17 protein-coding genes are annotated in these 18,065 nt (G+C 72.3%); 10 read left to right on the top strand and 7 right to left on the bottom strand.

Annotated elements, in window-relative coordinates; translation table 11 throughout:
* Positions 1 to 237 precede the first annotated feature (237 nt).
* Entirely contained in the window at positions 238 to 465 is a 228-nt protein-coding gene (locus ABZS80_RS18395) for a winged helix-turn-helix domain-containing protein (RefSeq protein WP_355057273.1), read from the top strand.
* Positions 466 to 748: 283 nt separating this feature from the next.
* On the opposite strand, the gene ABZS80_RS18400 is transcribed toward ABZS80_RS18395, so the two are convergent.
* Together ABZS80_RS18400 and ABZS80_RS18405 are read right to left on the bottom strand one after the other, a co-directional pair.
* Positions 749 to 1,501 (bottom strand): hypothetical protein, encoded by a 753-nt coding sequence (locus ABZS80_RS18400; protein WP_355057274.1) that lies wholly within the window; start codon positions 1,499 to 1,501, stop codon positions 749 to 751.
* A 372-nt stretch (positions 1,502 to 1,873) separates the two neighbouring features.
* Positions 1,874 to 3,553, bottom strand: coding sequence for a DNA repair helicase XPB (locus ABZS80_RS18405; protein WP_355057276.1), 1,680 nt, complete (start codon positions 3,551 to 3,553; stop codon positions 1,874 to 1,876).
* A 175-nt stretch (positions 3,554 to 3,728) separates the two neighbouring features.
* Here ABZS80_RS18405 and ABZS80_RS18410 point away from each other — a divergent pair, with 175 nt between their 5' ends.
* Together ABZS80_RS18410 and ABZS80_RS18415 are read left to right on the top strand one after the other, a co-directional pair.
* Positions 3,729 to 4,586 carry a L,D-transpeptidase family protein gene (locus ABZS80_RS18410; protein WP_355057278.1) on the top strand — a complete coding sequence of 286 codons (858 nt, stop codon included), beginning with the start codon at positions 3,729 to 3,731 and terminating at the stop codon, positions 4,584 to 4,586.
* A gap of 114 nt (positions 4,587 to 4,700) precedes the next feature.
* Positions 4,701 to 4,937, top strand: a complete 237-nt coding sequence (locus ABZS80_RS18415; protein WP_151465495.1) for a hypothetical protein — start codon at positions 4,701 to 4,703, stop codon at positions 4,935 to 4,937.
* On the opposite strand, the gene ABZS80_RS18420 is transcribed toward ABZS80_RS18415, so the two are convergent.
* Positions 4,934 to 7,402 (bottom strand): helicase-associated domain-containing protein, encoded by a 2,469-nt coding sequence (locus ABZS80_RS18420; protein ID WP_355057280.1) that lies wholly within the window; start codon positions 7,400 to 7,402, stop codon positions 4,934 to 4,936. The genes ABZS80_RS18415 and ABZS80_RS18420 overlap by 4 nt on opposite strands.
* Positions 7,403 to 7,463: 61 nt before the next feature.
* On the opposite strand from ABZS80_RS18420, the gene ABZS80_RS18425 reads away from it, so the two are divergent.
* Complete coding sequence (locus tag ABZS80_RS18425) at positions 7,464 to 8,087, top strand: HAD hydrolase-like protein (protein WP_355057282.1); 624 nt, start codon at positions 7,464 to 7,466, stop codon at positions 8,085 to 8,087.
* A gap of 27 nt (positions 8,088 to 8,114) precedes the next feature.
* The gene (locus tag ABZS80_RS18430) at positions 8,115 to 8,501 is read left to right on the top strand and encodes a cold shock domain-containing protein (protein ID WP_088997128.1); all 387 of its coding nucleotides are present in this window, start codon (positions 8,115 to 8,117) and stop codon (positions 8,499 to 8,501) included.
* Here ABZS80_RS18430 and ABZS80_RS18435 read toward each other — a convergent pair.
* A complete protein-coding gene (locus ABZS80_RS18435) occupies positions 8,462 to 9,292 on the bottom strand; it encodes a 1,4-dihydroxy-6-naphthoate synthase (RefSeq protein WP_355057284.1) in 831 nt (276 codons plus the stop codon). The two genes, ABZS80_RS18430 and ABZS80_RS18435, sit on opposite strands and share 40 nt — an antisense overlap.
* A gap of 900 nt (positions 9,293 to 10,192) precedes the next feature.
* Between ABZS80_RS18435 and ABZS80_RS18440 the strand changes: the two genes are divergently transcribed.
* The gene (locus ABZS80_RS18440; RefSeq protein ID WP_355057286.1) at positions 10,193 to 11,059 is read left to right on the top strand and encodes a GNAT family N-acetyltransferase; all 867 of its coding nucleotides are present in this window, start codon (positions 10,193 to 10,195) and stop codon (positions 11,057 to 11,059) included.
* Here the strand turns inward: ABZS80_RS18440 and ABZS80_RS18445 are convergent.
* Positions 11,056 to 11,721 carry a futalosine hydrolase gene (locus ABZS80_RS18445; RefSeq protein WP_355057288.1) on the bottom strand — a complete coding sequence of 222 codons (666 nt, stop codon included), beginning with the start codon at positions 11,719 to 11,721 and terminating at the stop codon, positions 11,056 to 11,058. The genes ABZS80_RS18440 and ABZS80_RS18445 overlap by 4 nt on opposite strands.
* A complete protein-coding gene (locus ABZS80_RS18450) occupies positions 11,718 to 13,316 on the bottom strand; it encodes an MFS transporter (RefSeq protein ID WP_355057290.1) in 1,599 nt (532 codons plus the stop codon). The genes ABZS80_RS18445 and ABZS80_RS18450 overlap by 4 nt, the downstream gene beginning before the upstream one ends.
* Positions 13,317 to 13,403: 87 nt before the next feature.
* On the opposite strand from ABZS80_RS18450, the gene ABZS80_RS18455 reads away from it, so the two are divergent.
* A complete protein-coding gene (locus ABZS80_RS18455) occupies positions 13,404 to 14,243 on the top strand; it encodes a DUF3027 domain-containing protein (protein ID WP_151464197.1) in 840 nt (279 codons plus the stop codon).
* A gap of 3 nt (positions 14,244 to 14,246) precedes the next feature.
* Here the strand turns inward: ABZS80_RS18455 and ABZS80_RS18460 are convergent, their stop codons facing one another.
* The gene (locus tag ABZS80_RS18460) at positions 14,247 to 14,507 is read right to left on the bottom strand and encodes a DUF2530 domain-containing protein (protein ID WP_151464196.1); all 261 of its coding nucleotides are present in this window, start codon (positions 14,505 to 14,507) and stop codon (positions 14,247 to 14,249) included.
* An 89-nt stretch (positions 14,508 to 14,596) separates the two neighbouring features.
* Here ABZS80_RS18460 and ABZS80_RS18465 point away from each other — a divergent pair, with 89 nt between their 5' ends.
* The 3 genes from ABZS80_RS18465 (at position 14,597) to ABZS80_RS18475 (ending at position 17,955) form a co-directional block, all read left to right on the top strand.
* Positions 14,597 to 16,078 (top strand): NCS2 family permease, encoded by a 1,482-nt coding sequence (locus tag ABZS80_RS18465; protein WP_355057292.1) that lies wholly within the window; start codon positions 14,597 to 14,599, stop codon positions 16,076 to 16,078.
* A 64-nt stretch (positions 16,079 to 16,142) separates the two neighbouring features.
* On the top strand, positions 16,143 to 16,592 hold the full coding sequence (locus ABZS80_RS18470) for a MarR family transcriptional regulator (RefSeq protein WP_355057294.1): 450 nt from the start codon (positions 16,143 to 16,145) through the stop codon (positions 16,590 to 16,592).
* A 76-nt stretch (positions 16,593 to 16,668) separates the two neighbouring features.
* Positions 16,669 to 17,955, top strand: a complete 1,287-nt coding sequence (locus ABZS80_RS18475; protein WP_355057296.1) for an MFS transporter — start codon at positions 16,669 to 16,671, stop codon at positions 17,953 to 17,955.
* Positions 17,956 to 18,065 lie beyond the last annotated feature (110 nt).

The raw sequence follows: 18,065 nt of genomic DNA on the forward strand, positions 1-18,065 counted from the left end.
AGCGCGGAGGGTGAGGTCTCGACGGCGATGCGAGACCGGTACGAGAGGCGCCAACCGACCGCAGCAGCACCGCATCACCGAGAGCGACGCTACCGATACCTCTCACCTCTGTCAACGCTCTCTTACCTGTCGGATCTCGCTGAAAGCCCCTGACCTGCTTCTCCTCCGTCAGTTATTGCCGCTGTTTCACCTGTTGCTCGATACTGGGAGGGCCAACCGACTGCAAGGGGCCTCCACGTGCCGATTCCGCCGACCATGAACGAGTTGATCGAGGATCTGCTGAGGCGGATCAAGGAGGGTGAGTTCCAGCCCGGGTCGCAGATTCCGTCCACACAGCAGTTGTCCGATCACTACGACGTGTCGGTGTCGACGATCCACCGCGCGGTGGCGACGCTGCGGGAGCGGGGTGTGCTGGTCGGACGTCCGGGGCGCGGAGTCTTCGTCGCGGAGTCTCCCCGGCGCTGATCTGGGATAGTGGTGCCGCTGTTCTCGCTCTGCGGCCGTCATGCCTGACGCCCGGCGGCTAGCGCGGACAGCGGGAAGCCCAGAGGGCCGCCGCGGAACGACAGGCCGCTGCCCGCAGGCTGGTGGGCCGGCAGCCGGCCGGGCCGCGAGGCTACGAGCCCGCGCGGCGTAGGGGAGCGCACGCTGGCCGCGTAGGCGAGCTGGCTGCGGTCACGGGGTTGCGGTTACTGCGCCTCGGGCGGGGGCATTTCCACGTCGCCCGTCGCCCGTCGTCGGTGCCCGGTCACTGATGCCAGCGCCGTATCGGCGGCGGCGTACCGAGTTCTACTCGCGCCTTTCTCCCGCCCTTATAGCGATGCCGCATTACTTCTAACCAACGCGCTTCATCGGCTCGCTCTAGGCGCCGGGACGCATTGGCCATCCCCCGATAATGACGATCGAAGTCGCGCTCGAATGCATAATAAGTCACTTGAGCATCGAAGTGGGCGCGCCACAGGTGATCAAGCATGTTGGCCAGAATCACGACACGGAACAGGCTTAAGGATCGGAGCTTGACGCTCCGGTCAAAGTTTATCCCATCCGCCGTTTTGGTTAAGGCGGTGTTCCACTCGCCGTGTGCGAGCGAATTACGAATATCGATTAGAGGATTTAGGTGGTCACGAGTGAAGCGATTGATGTCGTTATACCGCCTGCGCTCGACCTTGTTAAGCGCAACCGGAATATCGCGGGGTTTGTAAGACGTGCCGTCTTGGTTGCTCTTCCTCATGGCCAGCGACGTACGAAGTAGCTCCTCCCACTTGGAAGCGAGCCCCTTCTTCCTTTGTATTGCGCTGATGTCGGAGGGCGATAGGCGTGAAGCGGGGTGGTTCAGCAGCCAGTGCAGCCGACTTTCATATTGTGCTGCTAGCAAGAGTGCTGCAAGGCGTTCAGTTACGGCCACTTCGGCCGGCCGGTTCACGGCCACTTGTCGTTTGGCTAGTCGCACGGTATGAACGAAAGCCGAGGTGCCTTGGCGGACATTGGCGTCAATCGCCATGAATAATGGTGTCGGCATTTTCACTCTCGTGTCGGCGCAAGATACGGGTGGCCGTCTCCTCCGCCGGCACGAGAGTCGAACTCGTAAACTCCCGCGTCAACGGCTCGATGCGCAACGCGCGACGCGAACATCGAGCCTCCTCGGGTGTGTTTGCCCATTACACCATCCGGCCTTGCAGCGCTGAGGCGCCGCCAAGCAGGCTAGCAGGTGCAGTCCCGGCTAGGCATCCCCAGAGCAACCGAAGGCTGAGCAGCCAAGGGAGCAGCCAAGCCGGGGATCCGCAGCGAACGAGCGCGGACGGGGCCAGCACGCGGCGCAGGAGATTCGTATGGCCGAGCAGCACTGGGAGGCGACTCGAAATTAGCGGGCCAGTTAATCGATCGTCGGCAGCTTCGGGCCGAGGACGTCGTCGGCGTCCACGATCGTGTACGCGTACCCCTGCTCGGCCAGGAACCGCTGCCGGTGCGCCGCGTACTCCGTGTCGATCGTGTCCCGGGAGACGACCGTGTAGAAGTGCGCCTGCCGCCCATCAGCCTTCGGCCGCAGCACCCGCCCCAACCGCTGCGCCTCCTCCTGCCGCGACCCAAACGTCCCCGACACCTGAATCGCGACAGCGGCTTCAGGCAGGTCGATGGAGAAGTTTCCGACCTTGGAGATGACCAACGTCTTGACCTCACCCGACCGGAAGGCGTCAAACAACCGCTCCCGCTCCCGGTTCGTCGTAGACCCCTGCACGATCGGAGCGTCCAGATACTCCCCAAGCTGGTGCAACTGGTCGATGTACCCGCCAATGACCAGCACCTGCTCACCAGGGTGCCGCTGAACCAACGCCCGCACCACCGGCAGCTTCGTCCGCGCCGTGGCTGCCATCCGGTACCGCTCCTCGGCCTCCGCCGTCGCGTACGACATCCGCTCGGCGTCGGTCAGCGTCACCCGGACCTCGGTGCACTCGGCCGGGGCGATCCAGCCCTGCTGCTCGATGTCCTTCCACGGCGCGTCGTACCGCTTCGGGCCGATCAGGCTGAACACGTCGCCCTCGCGGCCGTCCTCGCGTACCAGAGTTGCCGTGAGGCCGAGCCGGCGGCGGGCCTGGAGGTCCGCGGTGAAGCGGAAGATCGGCGCGGGCAGCAGGTGCACCTCGTCGTAGACGACCAGGCCCCAGTCGCGGGCGCCGAACAGGTCGAGGTGGGTGAACGCGCCCTTCTTGCGGGAGGTGAGCACCTGGTACGTGGCGATGGTGACCGGGCGGATCTCCTTGCGCTCGCCCGAGTACTCGCCGATCTCGTCCTCGGTGAGCGACGTCCGGGCGATGAGTTCGCGCTTCCACTGGCGTCCGGCGACCGTGTTGGTGACCAGGATCAGCGTGGTCGCCTTGGCCTCGGCCATGGCCGCCGCCCCGACGAGGGTCTTGCCGGCGCCGCAGGGGAGCACCACCACGCCGGAGCCGCCGGCCCAGAACGCCTCGACGGCCTCCCGCTGGTACGACCGCAGGGTCCACGGCTTGCTGCCGTCCTTGCCGGCCTCGGCCAGCTCGATGGGGTGCGCCTCGCCGTTGACGTAGCCGGCCAGGTCCTCGGCGGGCCAGCCGAGCTTGAGCAGCGCCTGCTTGAGCCGGCCCCGCTCGGAGGGGTGCACCTGGATGGTGTCGTCGTCGAGCTTCGGGCCGAGCATCCCGGCGAGCTTCTTGCTCTTGGCGACCTCGATGAGCACCAGCCGGTCCAGGGCGCGGAGCACGAGGCCGTGCGCCGGGTCGTTGGCGAGCTGGAGCCGGCCGTAGCGGTCCATCGTCTCGGCCACGTCGACCAGCAGCGCGTGCGGCACCGGGTAGCGGGAGTACTTGATCAACGTGTCCACCACGCCCTCGGCGTCGTGGCCGGCGGCGCGGGCGTTCCACAGCCCCAGCGGGGTGAGCCGGTAGGTGTGCACGTGCTCGGGGGAGCGCTCCAGCTCGGCGAAGGGCGCGATGGCCATCCGGCACGCCTGGGCGTCGGGGTGGTCGATCTCCAGCAGCAGGGTCTTGTCCGACTGCACGATCAGTGGTCCACCGCTCACGCCAGTGTCCTCTCCAAGAGCCGGAAATTCTCGCCCGCACGGCGGCTGACCTGCCGAAGGCGGACCATCCAGTGTTGCACGCCGACGGGTGTCCGGAAAAAGTCTCGCTGGACACGCAACGTCACACTGCTCACAGACGTCTAGCAAGCGGGACAACTGTCCAGGGGGAGGGCCCATGAAGCGTGTCCGTTTCGCCGCCCGGGCCGTCGGCCTGGCAGTGGTCGTGCTGGTCGGCGTCGGTGCGTGCGCGCACGATCCGCAGGGCGACGGGTCCGGGGCCGCCGCCCCGCAGCCCGTCGGCGTGACGGAGGAGGCATCGGGGGCGAGCGCGCCGCCCGCGCCGGAGCAGCCGGCGCCGTCGGAGTCGGCGGAGCCGAGCCCGACGCCCAAGCCCAGCCGCACCACCCCGAAGCCGGCCACGCCGAAGCCGTCCAAGCCCGCCGGGTGCCCACAGGGGGAGCAGCAGCGGGCCGTCGAGACGTATCTGAGCCGGCTGGGCGGTTTCGGGACGCTGAGCGTGGACGGTGAGCAGTCCGCCGCCGACTGCACGGCGATCAAGAAGTTCCAGATCCGGTACGGGATCAGCCCCGCCTCCGGTCGCGCCGGCCCCAGCACGTACGACGTGGCGAAGCGGCTGGCCAGCACCGACACGGGGCGCTGCCGCGCCGGCTCCGGCACCACCTTCTGCGTCGACCTGACCCGGCAGACCGTCTGGGCGATGCGCGGCGGCAAGGTAGTGATGGGCCCGACGGTGACCCGCACCGGCATGTCCGGCTACGCCACCCCGACCGGCACCTACTCGGTCGGCGGGAAGAACATGCGGGAGTGGTCCAACCCGTACGAGGTGTGGCTGCCCTACTGGCAGCGGTTCAACGGCGGGATCGGGTTCCACGAGACGACGACGTACCTGCACAACTCCTCGATCGGCTCGCACGGCTGCGTGAACCTGCTGCACCGCGACGCCGTGCGGCTCTGGGAGCTGGGTTCGGTCGGCACCCGCGTGGTCGTCTTCGGCCGCCGCCCCGGCACCTGATACCCGGCCGGGCGTGACCCCCGCGCCCGGATCAGGGTTTTATCCCCTGTCCGGGTGACCCCCTCCGGTGCCACGCTGGAGGGGGTCCACCACGGTGCGGGGGAGGGGCTGCAGATGACCGTCGACCACGACGTGCTTCCCGAGGACGACCGGGCGCGCCAGCCGGAGGTCTCACCCGCGGCCCTGTTCGGCTACGCGGCCGCCGCCACCGGCATCTTCGGCTGGTTCCTGTTCGGGCTGCTGGTGCAGCGGCAGGGCTTCGTCGACTCGGTCGGCGAGTCGGCCGGGGCCGCGTTCGCCCTGCTGCTCACCGTCTCGGTGGTCGGCACCCTGCGCCGCAACGGCGACTAGTCCTCCAGCACCGCCGCCGTGATCCGGTGCAGCGCGAAGGTGTGCAGCATCTCGGTGCGCTCGTCCTCGGCGCGCAGGTAGCCGGCACCGATCGACACCGGCCGGACCAGCCGGGAGGCGGTCCCCCCGTGCGCGTCGACGTAGCCGACCCAGACCAGCGCCTTGTCCCGTACCGCCTGCTGGAGCACGGCGAGGGCATCGCTGTGGGTGTGCGCCGGCCCCGGGCCCTTGCGGGCCGCCCCGCGGACCACGTCCGGGGCGCGGCGCGCCGCCCGGGCCGCCGCGTCGCCCCGGCGGATCTGCTCGACCACCCCGAGCAGCCGGGGCATGGGCAGCCGCGGCGCCGCGAGCGGGTCGAGGCTCCGGCTGGCCGCCGGCACGCGGGCCGGCGCCCGCCGGGTCTTCGGCCGGGCCAGCACGGCCGCGCCGCCGGCGTCCTCGGCCACCGGCGCGTAACCGGCGTCGCGCAGCGCGATCAGCATCCGGTTCACCTGGTACGGAGTGACCAGCACCGTCGGCGCCAGCCGGCGCAACGCCAGCGACTCCAGCCGCTTGTCGGCCAGCACCTCGGTGAGCAGCGCCTCATCGTCGCTGCGCACGTAGCCGCCGGCCGAGCCGAGCCGCAGCCCGCCGTGCTTGCGCGCCACGTCGTCCACCAGGTAGCTCAACCCCTGCGGCACCGGGGTACGCGACCGGCGGCGGAACAGCGCGTGCAGGTCGTCGGCCGAGTAGCCGGCGTCCAGGGCCCGCCGCACGCTGGCCGTGGTGACCCGGTAGACGCTCGCCCCGCCGGCCGACTCGTGCTCGGCCACCACGTCCAGCTCGGCGGCGAGCGCCGGGTCGGGTGGGCCGGGCACCACGACGGTCAGGTCGGCCTGCACGAGGAAGTGGTCGACCGGGGCGGGGAGCAGCGCGTCCAGCGCGCGGACGGCGGTGGACGGCTCGCCCGACTCGGCCTCAGACTGCAACCCGAGCGGGTCGTCGGCCCGCTCGTCGGCGTCGTTCAGCTCGACCAGCAGCAGCCGCCCGTACGAGGTCAGCGCCCCCAGCCCGGTCACCCCGAGCTGGGCGGCCTCGGCCAGCACCTCGCGGTGCGCGGCCTCCCGGCCCCGGGCCCGGCGCGGCGCCCGCCAGTCCAGCAGCTCCAGCACCTCGTCCGGCGTCGGGGCGGTCGCCGGGGGCAGGTCGGCCAGCACGGCGAGCACCGAGCGCCGGGCGGCCGGCGCGCCGGCCCGTTCCGCCTCGGCGGAGAGCACCGCGATGGGCCGGTCCCGGTCGTCGCGCTGGCCGACCAGGCCCACCTGGCGGGTCATGGTCAGCCAGGCCCGGGCGAGCTGCTCCCAGCGCTGGGCCAGGGACGCAGCCCGCCACACCTCGTACCCGCCGGTGGGCAGGATCTGCTGGTCGCCCCCATACCGACTCGTGGCCGACCCGGTCAGGTCCAGCTCGCCGACCAGCCCGGCCGCGTACGCCACCTCGAAGATCAGCGCGGTGGTCGGGTCGTCCAGCCCGAGGCCGCGGGCCAGCCGGCGCAGGTCGCGGACACCCACGCCACCCGAGCGCAGCACCGGGGCCGGCTCGGCGGCCAGGGCCTCGAGGAGCGCCTCGGTGTGCCGGACCACCTCCATGGTCTGCCCGGCGCCGGCCGAGTCGACGGACTTGGCCTCCCGCGGCGGGCTCGACACCTCGGGCGGGCTGGTGCGCAGCGGGCCGAGGGGGCCGGTGTCCCGGCGCAGCAGCAGCCCCACCTCGCGGGGCAGCTCGACGGTGCCGCCGCCCTTGACGGCCGACATGCGGACGAGCAGCCGGTGCTCCACCAGCCAGCGGATCGGGGAGCCGGTGGCCGCCCCGCCGTTGACCAGGTCCGGGGGAAGGATGTCCTCCTCGCCGGTGGCGGGGGCGTCCAGCGCGCCCGGGGGCACGGTGCCGACCGGCGGGCCAGCGGCGAGCCGGTCCAGGATCGCCCGGGCCGAGGGCGGCGCGGCCAGCAGCGTCCGCCGCAGCTTCGCCGGGTCCGTGCACACGGCCGCCGCCCGCGGGTCCAGCTCCGCGGCCGGCCGGCCCAGCCCCGCGGGGTACGGGGACACCTCGTCGACGCCGCCCACCACGTGCAGGTCGTGCTCGGGCCCGTAGAGGAGGAAGAGGGCGCGGAGCCGGTTCACCGCGCCGCGGACCGCGGCCGGGGCGGGCGGATTCGGGCCGGAGGTCGCCAGGGCCAGGATGGCCTCGGTGGCCGTGCCGCCGCCCTCCGGGTCCCGGGTGAGCCGGGCGGCGTCCAGGATCTGGAGGGTGAACTGGTCCAGCCCGTCGAGCGCCCGCGCCACGGAGACCCGCGACTGGGCGCGGATGGCGAGGGCGGAGACGTCTGCCGGCACGGGCACGACGAGGTCCGGCCGCAGCTGGAGCAGGGCGGCCAGGGACTCGTCGGGAAGGGTCCGCAGGTGGTCGGCGAATGAGGTGGTCATCGTCGTTCCACGCTAGCCCGGCCGGGGGCAGTCGCGCCCCTCGGACGGGTACGTTCTCGACATGCCCTCGCTCATGGTCGGATTCGACCTCGACATGACCCTGGTCGACTCACGCCCCGGCATCGCGGCCGCCTTCCGGGCGCTGACCGCGCGGACCGGCGTGCCCGTCGACGCCGACCTGGCGGTCTCCCGCCTCGGGCCGCCGCTGCGCACCGAGATCGCGCATTGGTTCCCGCCGGAGCGGGTCGAGGAGGCGGTGACCGCGTACCGGGAGCTCTACCCGGCGTACGCGATCACCCCGACCCTGCCGATGCCCGGCGCGAAGGCCGCCATCGCGGCGGTGCACGCGCACGGCGGCCGGGTCATGGTGGTCACCGCGAAGATGGGCCGGCTCGCGAAGCTGCACCTGGACCACCTCGGCCTGGCCGTCGACGAGCTGGCCGGCGACCTGTTCGCCGAGCAGAAGGCGACCGCGCTGCGGGACCACGGCGGGACCCTCTACGTCGGCGACCACGTGGCCGACATGGCCGCCGCACAAGCTGCGGGAATCCCGGGCGTGGGAGTGGCGACCGGCCCCTGCACGAGGGACGAGCTGAGCGCGGCCGGAGCCCACGTGGTGCTGGATGATCTCGGCGGATTCCCAGCGGCGCTCGACGGGATCATCCGGCTAGCCTTGGAGGGGTAGAGGTTCCGAGCGAAGCAGGGGTTTCAGGTGCCGACGGGTCGAGTGAAGTGGTATGACGCGGCCAAGGGATACGGATTCGTCACCAGTGACGAGGGTGGCGACGTGTTCCTGCCGAAGGGCGCGCTACCGGCGGGTGTCACCGACCTGAAGGGCGGCCAGCGGGTCGATTTCAGTGTGGTGGACAGCCGGCGGGGCGCCCAGGCCATGGGGGTCAAGCTGCTGGAGGCGCCGCCGTCGGTGGCGGAGCTGCGCCGCCGGCCGGCCGAGGAGCTGCACGGCCTGGTCGAAGACATGATCAAGGTGCTGGAGGCGAAGGTCCAGCCGGACCTGCGCCGGGGCCGCTTCCCGGACCGGAAGACCGCGCAGAAGATCGCTCAGCTGGTCCACGCGGTGGCGCGCGAGCTGGAGGTCTGAGGGACGAGCCCGGCGTCGGCGGCCCGGCCCAGCAGCGCCTCCACGGCGGCGAAGCCGGCCTCACCCAGGTCGGCGGTGAACTCGTTGACGTAGAGGCCGATGTGCCGGTCCACCACGTCGGGCTCCATCTCCTGGGCGTGCGCGAGCACGTACTCCCGGCTGGCGTCCGGGTCGGCCCACGCCTGCCGGACCGACTCGCGGATCCAGGCGGACGCCTCGACCGGGTCCACCGCGCCCTTGCGGGCCAGGATCGCGCCGAGCGGGATCGGCAGCCCCGTGTCGCCCTCCCACCACTCGCCCAGGTCGACCAGGGCGGTCAGCCCGTGCCGCGGGTAGGTGAAGCGCGCCTCGTGGATCACCAGCCCGGCGTCGTACCGCCCGGCCGCCACCCCCGGCATGATCTCGTGGAACGGCACCACCTCGATCCGCGCCGGCGGCTGCTCCGCCGCCCAGAGCCGGAACAGCAGGTACGCCGTGGTCCGCTCACCCGGCACCGCCACCGTCGCGCCGGACAGGTCGGTCCGGTCGCCGTGGGTGAGCACCAGCGGGCCGCAGCCCCGGCCGAGCGCACCGCCGCAGGGCAGCAGGTGGTAGTCGTCGAGCAGCCACGGCAACGCCGCGTAGCTCACCTTCACCAGGTCGAACGCCCCACGCTCGGCGGCCGTGTTGGTGACGTCGACGTCGGCGTAGGTCACCTCGACGGCCGGCGCGCCGGGCACCCGGCCGTGCACGAGGGCGTCGAAGACGAAGGTGTCGTTGGGGCAGGGCGAGATCGCCAGGGAGAGCGCCACGCCCCCCACCGTAGCCCCGCCCGGTTCTGGGCTCGTCACCCTAGTCCGGGTGGATGCGAGCCGAGCCACTCCCGCCTGCTGACGGGGTCGGGGACAACTCGCCGCTGCCTGTCGAGCTGATGCCGGGAATGACTCGACGGTGGGCGATCAGGGCTGGGCCCGTGATGTCGCCGGCGACTCAGCCCGACCGCTGTGGCGGGGCTCCTTCTCGCCGTGGGATGTCAGACACGATTCTCGCCTTGACCGGGGTTGGGGGCCGGGGCGGGGGTGACCAGTTGGTGCCTTTCGAGCTGATGTCGGAAGCGACTCATCGGCGGGGAGGCGGGGAGCCGAGCCGGTGGCGTTGCCCGACTCAGCTCGAACGGCCATGTGATGCCGTCCGGGCGTGTGCACCGTCGCCACCGACTCAGCGGGAAGGGTCGGCGGCTGTCGCTCGGGGTGTGCGACGTCGTCCCCGACTCAGTTGGGAAGGGCATGCGGTTGCCGCCTCGCATGTCGACGTCGTCCCCGACTCAGGTGGGAAGGGCATGCGGTTGCCGCCTCGCATGTCGACGTCGTCCCCGACTCAGGTGGGAAGGGCATGCGGTTGCCGCCCCGCATGTCGACGTCGTCCCCGACTCAGGTGGGAAGGGCATGCGGTTGCCGCCCCGCATGTCGACATCGCCACCGACTCAGCTCGGACGGGCATGCCGCGCCGCCTGGCATGTGCGACGTCACCACCGACTCAGCTCGAACGGCATCCGACTGCGGGCCGGGCACGTTCGACATCACCATCGACTCAGCTCGAAAGCGGCTCTCTATCCACATGCCGACCCCTTGGGAAGCTGATGTCCACAGAGTTATCCACAGGTTGGTGGTGGCTGTTGAGATCGCGCCTGCGCAGGCGGGAGCATCCCCGGTGTGGTGGAGCCGACGTCCGGGACCGAACCGAGCACCGATCTGGGTGACCTGCTGCGCCGGCTACGGCGGCGGGCTGACCTGAGCCAGCGGGAGCTGGCCGACCGGGCCGGAGTTCCGCAGGCCGCCGTGGCGCGGATCGAGTCCGGGCGGACCACCGACCCGCGTTACCGGACCGTGGAGCGGCTGGTCCGGGCGGCGAATGGCCGGGTCCGACTGGATGCCGGGCCGGTTGCCGAGGAGGTCTGCCCGTCGCCGGTTCCGCACGGGGAGCTGCGGGACCAGGCCGGCCGGCGGTATCCCGCGCACCTGGACGTGTGGGAGGTCCACGAGCCGCGGGACTGGCCGGGAGCGTGGTGGGCGGAGTGGTACACACTGCCGCCGAAGCGGTGGCCCCTGCCGCTGCCGCCAGCCACCTACCGGTTGAACCGGGAGTACCGGGACCAGCGGCGCGAAAGGGAGTGGGTGCGGCGGTCCGTGACGGTGCGGCGGGTGACCGGGCCCACGGTGCCGGCGACGGCCTGGCGGTTTGTGGCGGAGCGGCCCGGTGGCGATCTGGTCGGTGAGCTGCGGGCGCACGAGCAGAGTCCGCACCTGCGCTGGGGTGGCGAGGAGCGGCCGGGGGAGCGGGAGGTCGTCCTCGACGGGGTGCTGGTGGCGGCCGAGCGTCGCCGGTTGGGCATCGGGCGCCGGCTCGTGGAGGCGTTGCTCGCCGAGGTGGCGTCGGGTGACCTCGCCTGCGTCCGGGCGCTGGCTCAGGAGCCGGGAGTCACCTTCCTGTTGGCGTGCGGGTTCCGGCTGGGGGCGAGCCGGCCGGCGGCGTTGCGGTTCGACCGGCCGGTCACTCGAGGGCGGCCGCCGCAGGTCTAGCGGAGGGCCGCGGCCGCCGACGTGAGCGCGGCGAAGGCCTCGCGCATGCGCCACGAGCTGCGGTCGCGCGGGCCGATCGGGTTGGAGATCGTCCGCAGCTCGGCGAAGGGCAGGCCGGCCTGGGCGGCGGCGACGGCGACGGCGTACCCCTCCATGGCCTCGGCCACGGCGTCGGGGTGGCGGTCGGCGAGCGCCGCGGTGCTCGCGGCCGTGCCGGTCACCGTGCTGACCGTGAGCACCGCGCCGACGGTCGCCTCCGGCAGGGCGGTGCGCAGGGCGCCCAGCAGGCCGGGGTCGGCGGGTATGACGCTGCCGCCGCCCAGCAGCTCGGGCGGCATGCCCAGATCCTCCAGCGGGATGAAGCCGGTGGGGGACTCGGCGCCCAGGTCGGCCGCCACGCTGCGGGTGGCCAGGACGGTGCCGCCGACCGGGGCGCGGCCGACGAAGCCGCCCGCGATGCCCGCGCTGACGACCGCCCGGTACGGGCGTCCGGCCGCCTCGGCCAGCGCCAGCAGCCGCGCGGTGGCGGCGCCGGCGACGGCGGAGCCGACCCCGACCGGCGCGACGGTGACGGTGGCGTCGGTGCCCCTGAGGTCGGTGAGGCCCGCCCGGACCGCGTCCGCCTCGGCGGGCACCGCGGTGACCACCAGCAACCCGGTCACGCCACCGGTCCCCGGGGCTCCCGCCGGTTCTCCTCCTCGCTGCCGCCCGGCCCGCCCACCGAGGACGAGGGGCGGTAGATGTGAAACCCGGGCGGCGCCAGCTCGTCGTCGTCCGGGGGGAGCGGCGGGTCGGTCCGGGGCGGGGCCGGCGACGTGGGGGCGGGGTCGTCGAACTCCGTACCGGGGTCGGTGGCCAGTTCGTCGTCGCCGAGCGGGCGGCCGACCAGGTGCTCGCCCCGCAGCCGGGTGGCCACCAGCACCCCGCGGGCGGCCACCAGCGCGGCCACGCAGGCGGCGACCGCCACGCCGACCGGGCCGGTGAAGGGGACCAGCCCGAGCCCGCCGCCGGCCACGAAGGCCAGCATCAGCGCGGTCTCCGAGTGGGCGAACGAGCTGGCCCGCAGCCGCTCCGGGATCCGCTCCTGGATCGAGGCGTCAACCGCCAGCTTGGCGATCCCGCTCATGAGCGAGGTGACGACGCAGAGCAGCGCCACCATGGGCAGCGAGAACTTCAGGGCGGCGAGCACCGCCACCCCGGCCACGATGACCGTGCCGCTGGACTGGATCGCCGCCGGGCGGTGGATGCGCAGCCGGGTGCCGATCGCGGTGGCCAGGAAGGTGCCCACCGCCAGTGCCCCGCCGGCCAGGCCCAGCGCGCCCTGGGCGCCCAGGTCCCGCCCGAAGAAATCGGTGGTCAGGTCGCCGGCCTTGATCGCGAAGGCCAGGAAGAGCAGCAGGAAGCCGTAGAGCCCGCGTAGCGCCGCCGCGCCGATCAGCGTGGCGATGACCAGCCGGCCGGCGGGCCGGCCCCGGCCCAGCGGGCGTTCGCCGTCCCGGCGGCGCAGCGCCCGCAGCGGCCGGGGCACCCGCTCGGGCGGCTCCGAGTCGGCCCGTGGCGGCAGCCGCAGCGAGATGATCATGCCGATCAGGAAGATGAGCGACGCGACCCGCAGCGGCCACTGCGGCCCGAACCAGAACGCGGCCAGCCCGATCGGGGCGACGAGCGCGCCGGCCACCGTGCCGTAGACGCTCGCCCGGGCGCCCACCTGCGACAGCCCGAGCCCCTCGGGCAGCAGCCGGGGCACCGCCGCCGAGCGGGCCACCCCGTACGCCCGGGAGAGGGCGAGCACCCCGAACGCGGCCGGATAGAGCCCGAAGCCGCCGATGTAGTCGGATATCAGCCAGGCCAGGAAGGCCCGGCCGAGCATGGTGGCGGCCAGCGCGTAGCGGCGGCCGTGCCGGAAGTGGTCCAGCAGCGGGCCGACCACGGGGGCGAGCATGGCGAACGGGACCATGGTCACCAGCAGGTAGAGCGCGACCTTGTTGCGCGCCTCGCCGAGCGGGACGTCGAAGAAGATCGTGCCGGCCAGGCCGATGGCGATCAGCGTGTCCCCGGCGCAGGAGAGGGCGTGCAGGTCGAAGAGGCGGACCATGCCGACCTCGTTGCCGGCGCTGCGGGCCCGGGCTGTGCCGGCCCGCCGGGTCATCCACCGCCCGCCGTGCAGCGAGCCCTTGAGCAGCAGGCGGGTGGCGCGGATGCCGGTGCCGACGGTCCGCCCGAGGACGGACCGGCCGGAGCGGGAGGACAGCGGCATGTGTCCCATCCTCGCCCATCTGATCCACGCGCGCCGCATCACCCGGGGAGAACGACTCCGGGGAGTGCCTGTCGCCCGACCGCAGGCATGGGGAACAATGGTCCGGTGACCAGGCCCGCCTCCGCCCGCGCTCCCCGGCTCGACCAGGTGTGCGCCGCCGCCGTCGATGTGGCGCGCGCCGCCATCACCGAGGTGGACCCCGCCGACGTCGGCGACCATCTCCAGGCCGTCGCCGAGGGCGACCGGCTCGTCACCCACTACTTCGAGTGCCGCCTGGCCGGCTACCGGGGCTGGCGCTGGGCCGTCACGGTGACCCGGGCGCCGCGCAGCCGCACGGTCACCATCTGCGAGACGGTGCTGCTGCCGGGCGCCGACGCGCTGCTCGCCCCGGGCTGGCTGCCCTGGCAGGAGCGGCTCAAGCCGGGCGACCTGGGCCCCGGTGACCTGCTGCCCACCCCGGCGGACGACGAGCGGCTCGCCCCCGGCTACCTGCTCTCCGACGACCCGGCCGTGGAGGAGACCGCCTGGGAGCTGGGCCTCGGCCGGGCCCGGGTGCTGTCCCGCGAGGGTCGCACCGACGCGGCCCAGCGCTGGTACGACGGCGACCACGGCCCCAACGCCGCGATCTCGGTGGCCGCGCCGGCCGCTGCCCGCTGCGGCACCTGCGGCTTCTACCTGCCGCTCGCCGGGGCGCTGCGGCAGTCCTTCGGCGCCTGCGGCAACTTCTACGCCCCCGACGACGGCCGGGTGGTCAGCGCCGACCACGGCTGCGGCGCCCACTCCGAGACGCTGATCGAGGCGGCGGAGAGCCCGGTGGACGAGCTGCCGACGGTCTACGACGACAGCGCGGTCGAGGCCATGTCGGTGAGCCGGGCCCCGGGCTCGGTGGAGGCGGCCGAGCCGGCGGAGCCGTACGGGCACCCCTGACCGTCAGCCCTGACGGGCGGTGGCTCCTCGGCGGCGGCGCCGGTTGGCGTCGTGCCGCATCATCACGGCCAACCCGGGAAAGCCCCACAGGAACCCGGCCAGGCAGGTCCAGAGCCAGTTCTGGTGCCCGTGCGCGGTGAGCCAGTCACGGAAGAACAGCAGCAGCACCAGCCCGGCCACCGCCCACGCGACCAGCCCGGCGAGGGCGAACGGCACCATCGGCGGGTCGAGCGGCTCGGGCCGCGGCGGTTGCTCCTGGGGCACCCGCCCAGCGTACGTGATCGTCCTTCCCTGCCCGCGGGTGATCTGGGACGATGCGCGCGACAACCGGTCGATCGATATGTGAGGACCCGATGGCCATCGCGCCGCCGCCGGACCACGGCACCCCACCCGATCCCGCGCACCCGCGCGACGCCTTCGACCGCTTCTTCGAGATCTCCGCCCGCCGGTCGACGCCGGGCCGGGAGATCCGGGGCGGGCTGGCCACGTTCTTCACGATGGCGTACATCGTGGTGTTGAACCCGTTGATCCTGGGCAGCGCGGTCGACGGCGACGGGCGCAAGCTCGCCATTCCGGCGCTGGCGGCGGCCACCGCGCTGGTCGCCGGCGTGATGACCATCCTGATGGGGGTGGTGGCCCGGTTCCCGATCGCGCTGGCCGCCGGGCTGGGCGTGAACGCGCTGGTCGCGTTCGAGATCGCGCCGCAGATGACCTGGGCGGACGCCATGGGTCTCGTGGTGATCGAGGGTGTGCTGATCGGGATCCTCGTGCTCACCGGGCTGCGTACGGCGGTGTTCCGCTCGGTGCCGACCCAGCTCAAGACGGCGATCGGCGTCGGCATCGGCCTCTTCCTCACGATCATCGGCCTGGTCGACGCCGGCTTCGTGAGGCGCGTGCCCGACGCCGCGAACACCACGGTCCCGGTCGGGTTGGGCATCAGCGGCCGGATCGTCAGCTGGCCCCTGCTGGTCTTCGTGGTGGGTCTGCTGTTGACCCTGGTGCTGGTGGTACGCCGGGTCCGCGGCGCGATCCTCATCGGCATCCTGGCCTCCACCGTCCTGGCGATCGTGGTGGAGGCGGTCGGCAACATCGGGCCGTCCTTCGTCGACGGGAAGCCGAACCCCAAGGGCTGGGCGTTGAACGTGCCCGAGTTGCCGGCGAAGGTGGTGGACGTCCCCGACCTGTCGCTGCTCGGCAATTTCAACGTGCTGGACTCGTGGACCCGGGTCGGCTGGCTGGTCCCGCTGATGTTCGTCTTCACCCTGCTCATCACGGACTTCTTCGACACCATGGGCACCATGGTCGCCATCGGCCAGGAGGGCGACATGCTCGACGACCGGGGCACCCCGCCACGGGCCCGGGAGATCCTGCTGGTCGACTCGATCGCCGCCGCGGCGGGTGGCGCGGCCTCGGTGTCGAGCAACACGTCGTACATCGAGAGTGCCGCCGGTGTCGCGGAGGGCGCCCGGACCGGGGTGGCCAACCTGGTCACCGGCAGCCTGTTCCTGCTGGCCATGTTCCTGGCGCCGCTGGCGGTGGTGGTGCCCTTCGAGGCCGCGTCGACGGCGCTCGTGGTGGTCGGCTTCCTCATGATGACGGCGGTCCGCACGATCGACTGGACCGACTACGAGATCGCCATCCCGGCGTTCCTCACGATCGTGCTGATGCCGTTCACCTACTCGATCTCGAACGGGATCGGCGCCGGGGTGATCACCTTCGTGCTGCTGAAGCTGGCGAAGGGCCGGTTCCGCGAGGTCCACCCCCTGCTGTACGGGGTGGCCGCGCTGTTCGTCCTCTACTTCCTGCGCGGGCCGATCGAGTCCGTGGTCCTCTGACCCCTCTGGTGAGCCTGGTCATATCGCATGTCGTTAGCCAGGCTCATTAGTTAAGCTAACTAGTGTGACGGAGCGGACGGTGACGGCGAAACGCGTGCCACCGGCGCAGCTGGCCCCTCAGCTGCGTGATGCGATCACCCGACTCAACCGGCGGGTCCGACAGGCCCGGCCGGTCGGCGACCTCACGGTCACCCAGCTCTCGGCGCTCACCAGCCTCAGGCTGGCAGGCGCCCTGACACCCCGGGAGCTGGCCGACACCGAGCGGGTGCAGCCGCCGACGATGACGAAGATCGTCGCGAAGCTGGAGGAGCGCGGCCTTGTGCAGCGCACCCCCCATCCGACCGACGGACGGCAGGTCATCCTGGCGGCGACCGAGGGGGGACAGGCCGTGCTCGACCAGTTCGAGCGGGCCCGCAACGAGTGGCTGGCCAGCCGGCTGGCCGCCCTGACCGAGGAGGAACGCGACACGCTGCGGCGTGCCGCCGACATTCTTCAGGGCATCGCTCGCGCCTGAGTGGGTACCCGCGTCCTGCGGTCCGCTTCGTCCGTTGTGGATGAGGCGTACATGATCGCGAGGAGGCGCACCTAGAGTGCAGGCCAAGCTGAGCACGATGTTCCAGTCCCTACGAGTCCGTAACTACCGACTCTTCGCCACCGGGCAGCTGATCAAACTGATCGGCGTCTGGATGATGTTCATCGCCCAGGACTGGCTCGTCCTCGAGCTCAGCGACAACTCGGCGACCGCGCTCGGTGTGGTCACCGCGATGCAGTTCACCCCCGTCCTCCTGCTGACCCTGCTCTCCGGCCGCCTCGCCGACCGCTACGACAAGCGGCTGCTGCTCTTCGTCGCCAACGCGTTCTGGACCGTGCTGGCGCTGGTGATGAGCATCCTGGTGGTCACCGGGCTCGTGCAGCTCTGGCACGTCTTCGCGTTCGCCGCCCTGCTCGGCGTCGCCAACGCCGTGGAGACCCCGGTCCGGCAGGCGTTCGTCTCCGAACTGGTCGGCGTGCCGCTGCTGCCGAACGCGCTCTCGCTCAACGCGGCCACCTTCAACTCGGCCCGGATCGTCGGCCCGGCCGTCGCCGGCCTGGCCATCGCCGCCTTCGACGTCGGCCCGGTCTTCATGTTCAGCGCGCTCAGCTCGATCGCCCCGCTGGTCAACGTGGTCCGGATGCGCGCCGCGGAGCTGCACCGCAAGGACCTGCCGCCGGCCGGCCAGCGCGACCAGGCCAAGGTCGTGGACGGCCTCCGGTACGTCGCGCGGCGCCCCGATCTCCTGCTGCCGATGTTCGTCATGTCGGTGATCGGGATGAGCCTGTTCAACTTCCAGCTCACCCTCGCCGCGCTGGCCAAGACCGTGTTCCACACCGGCGCCGCCTCGTTCGGCCTGTTCAGCACCGCGCTGGCGGTCGGTGCGCTCACCGGCGCCCTGTCCGGCACCGGGCGGCGCAGCCGGCCGTCGGTCTGGCTGGTGCTCGGCGCGGCGATCGGCTGCGCCAGCTTCGGCACCCTCGTCGGGCTCGCCCCGACGTACTGGCTGGTGGTGTCGCTGCTGCTGCCCACCGGGTTCTTCATGGTCTTCTTCGCCCAGGCCGCCAACCAGCGGGTCCAGCTCGGCGTCGACGCCGCCTTCCGGGGCCGGGTGATGGCCCTGTGGGTGCTCGTGTTCCTGGGCACCAACCCGGTGGGCGCGCCGCTCATCGGCTGGGTGGCCGAGACCTACGGGGCCGGCGCGAGCATCTGGATCGGTGGCCTGATCTCGCTGGCCGCCGCCCTGCTGGCGCTCACCTGGCAGCTCCGCCGCTCAGGCGCCCGGCTGCGGATGCGGGTGCTGCCCATGCCGCGCTTCTACGTGGTGTCGCCCGGGGCGGAGTGACCCGTCGACCGCCCGAAGGACCGGTTCCCGCCCGAGGGGACCGGTCCTTCCTCATTCATTCGCGTCCGGATCTCGCCAATCGGGTGGCGGGCGGTGACGGTGGGGCATAG

The organism is Micromonospora sp. NPDC005305, assembly GCF_040607315.1.
Lineage (GTDB): Bacteria > Actinomycetota > Actinomycetes > Mycobacteriales > Micromonosporaceae > Micromonospora.

Excerpts from the sequence above, each read along its gene's own strand:
- ABZS80_RS18420 (WP_355057280.1), bottom strand. The coding sequence starts at position 7,402 with ATGACCACCTCATTCGCCGACCACCTGCGGACCCTTCCCGACGAGTCC.
- ABZS80_RS18400 (WP_355057274.1), bottom strand. The coding sequence starts at position 1,501 with ATGGCGATTGACGCCAATGTCCGCCAAGGCACCTCGGCTTTCGTTCAT.
- ABZS80_RS18450 (WP_355057290.1), bottom strand. The coding sequence starts at position 13,316 with ATGCCGCTGTCCTCCCGCTCCGGCCGGTCCGTCCTCGGGCGGACCGTC.
- ABZS80_RS18410 (WP_355057278.1), top strand. The coding sequence starts at position 3,729 with ATGAAGCGTGTCCGTTTCGCCGCCCGGGCCGTCGGCCTGGCAGTGGTC.
- ABZS80_RS18465 (WP_355057292.1), top strand. The coding sequence starts at position 14,597 with ATGGCCATCGCGCCGCCGCCGGACCACGGCACCCCACCCGATCCCGCG.
- ABZS80_RS18415 (WP_151465495.1), top strand. The coding sequence starts at position 4,701 with ATGACCGTCGACCACGACGTGCTTCCCGAGGACGACCGGGCGCGCCAG.
- ABZS80_RS18425 (WP_355057282.1), top strand. The coding sequence starts at position 7,464 with ATGCCCTCGCTCATGGTCGGATTCGACCTCGACATGACCCTGGTCGAC.
- ABZS80_RS18455 (WP_151464197.1), top strand. The coding sequence starts at position 13,404 with ATGGGGAACAATGGTCCGGTGACCAGGCCCGCCTCCGCCCGCGCTCCC.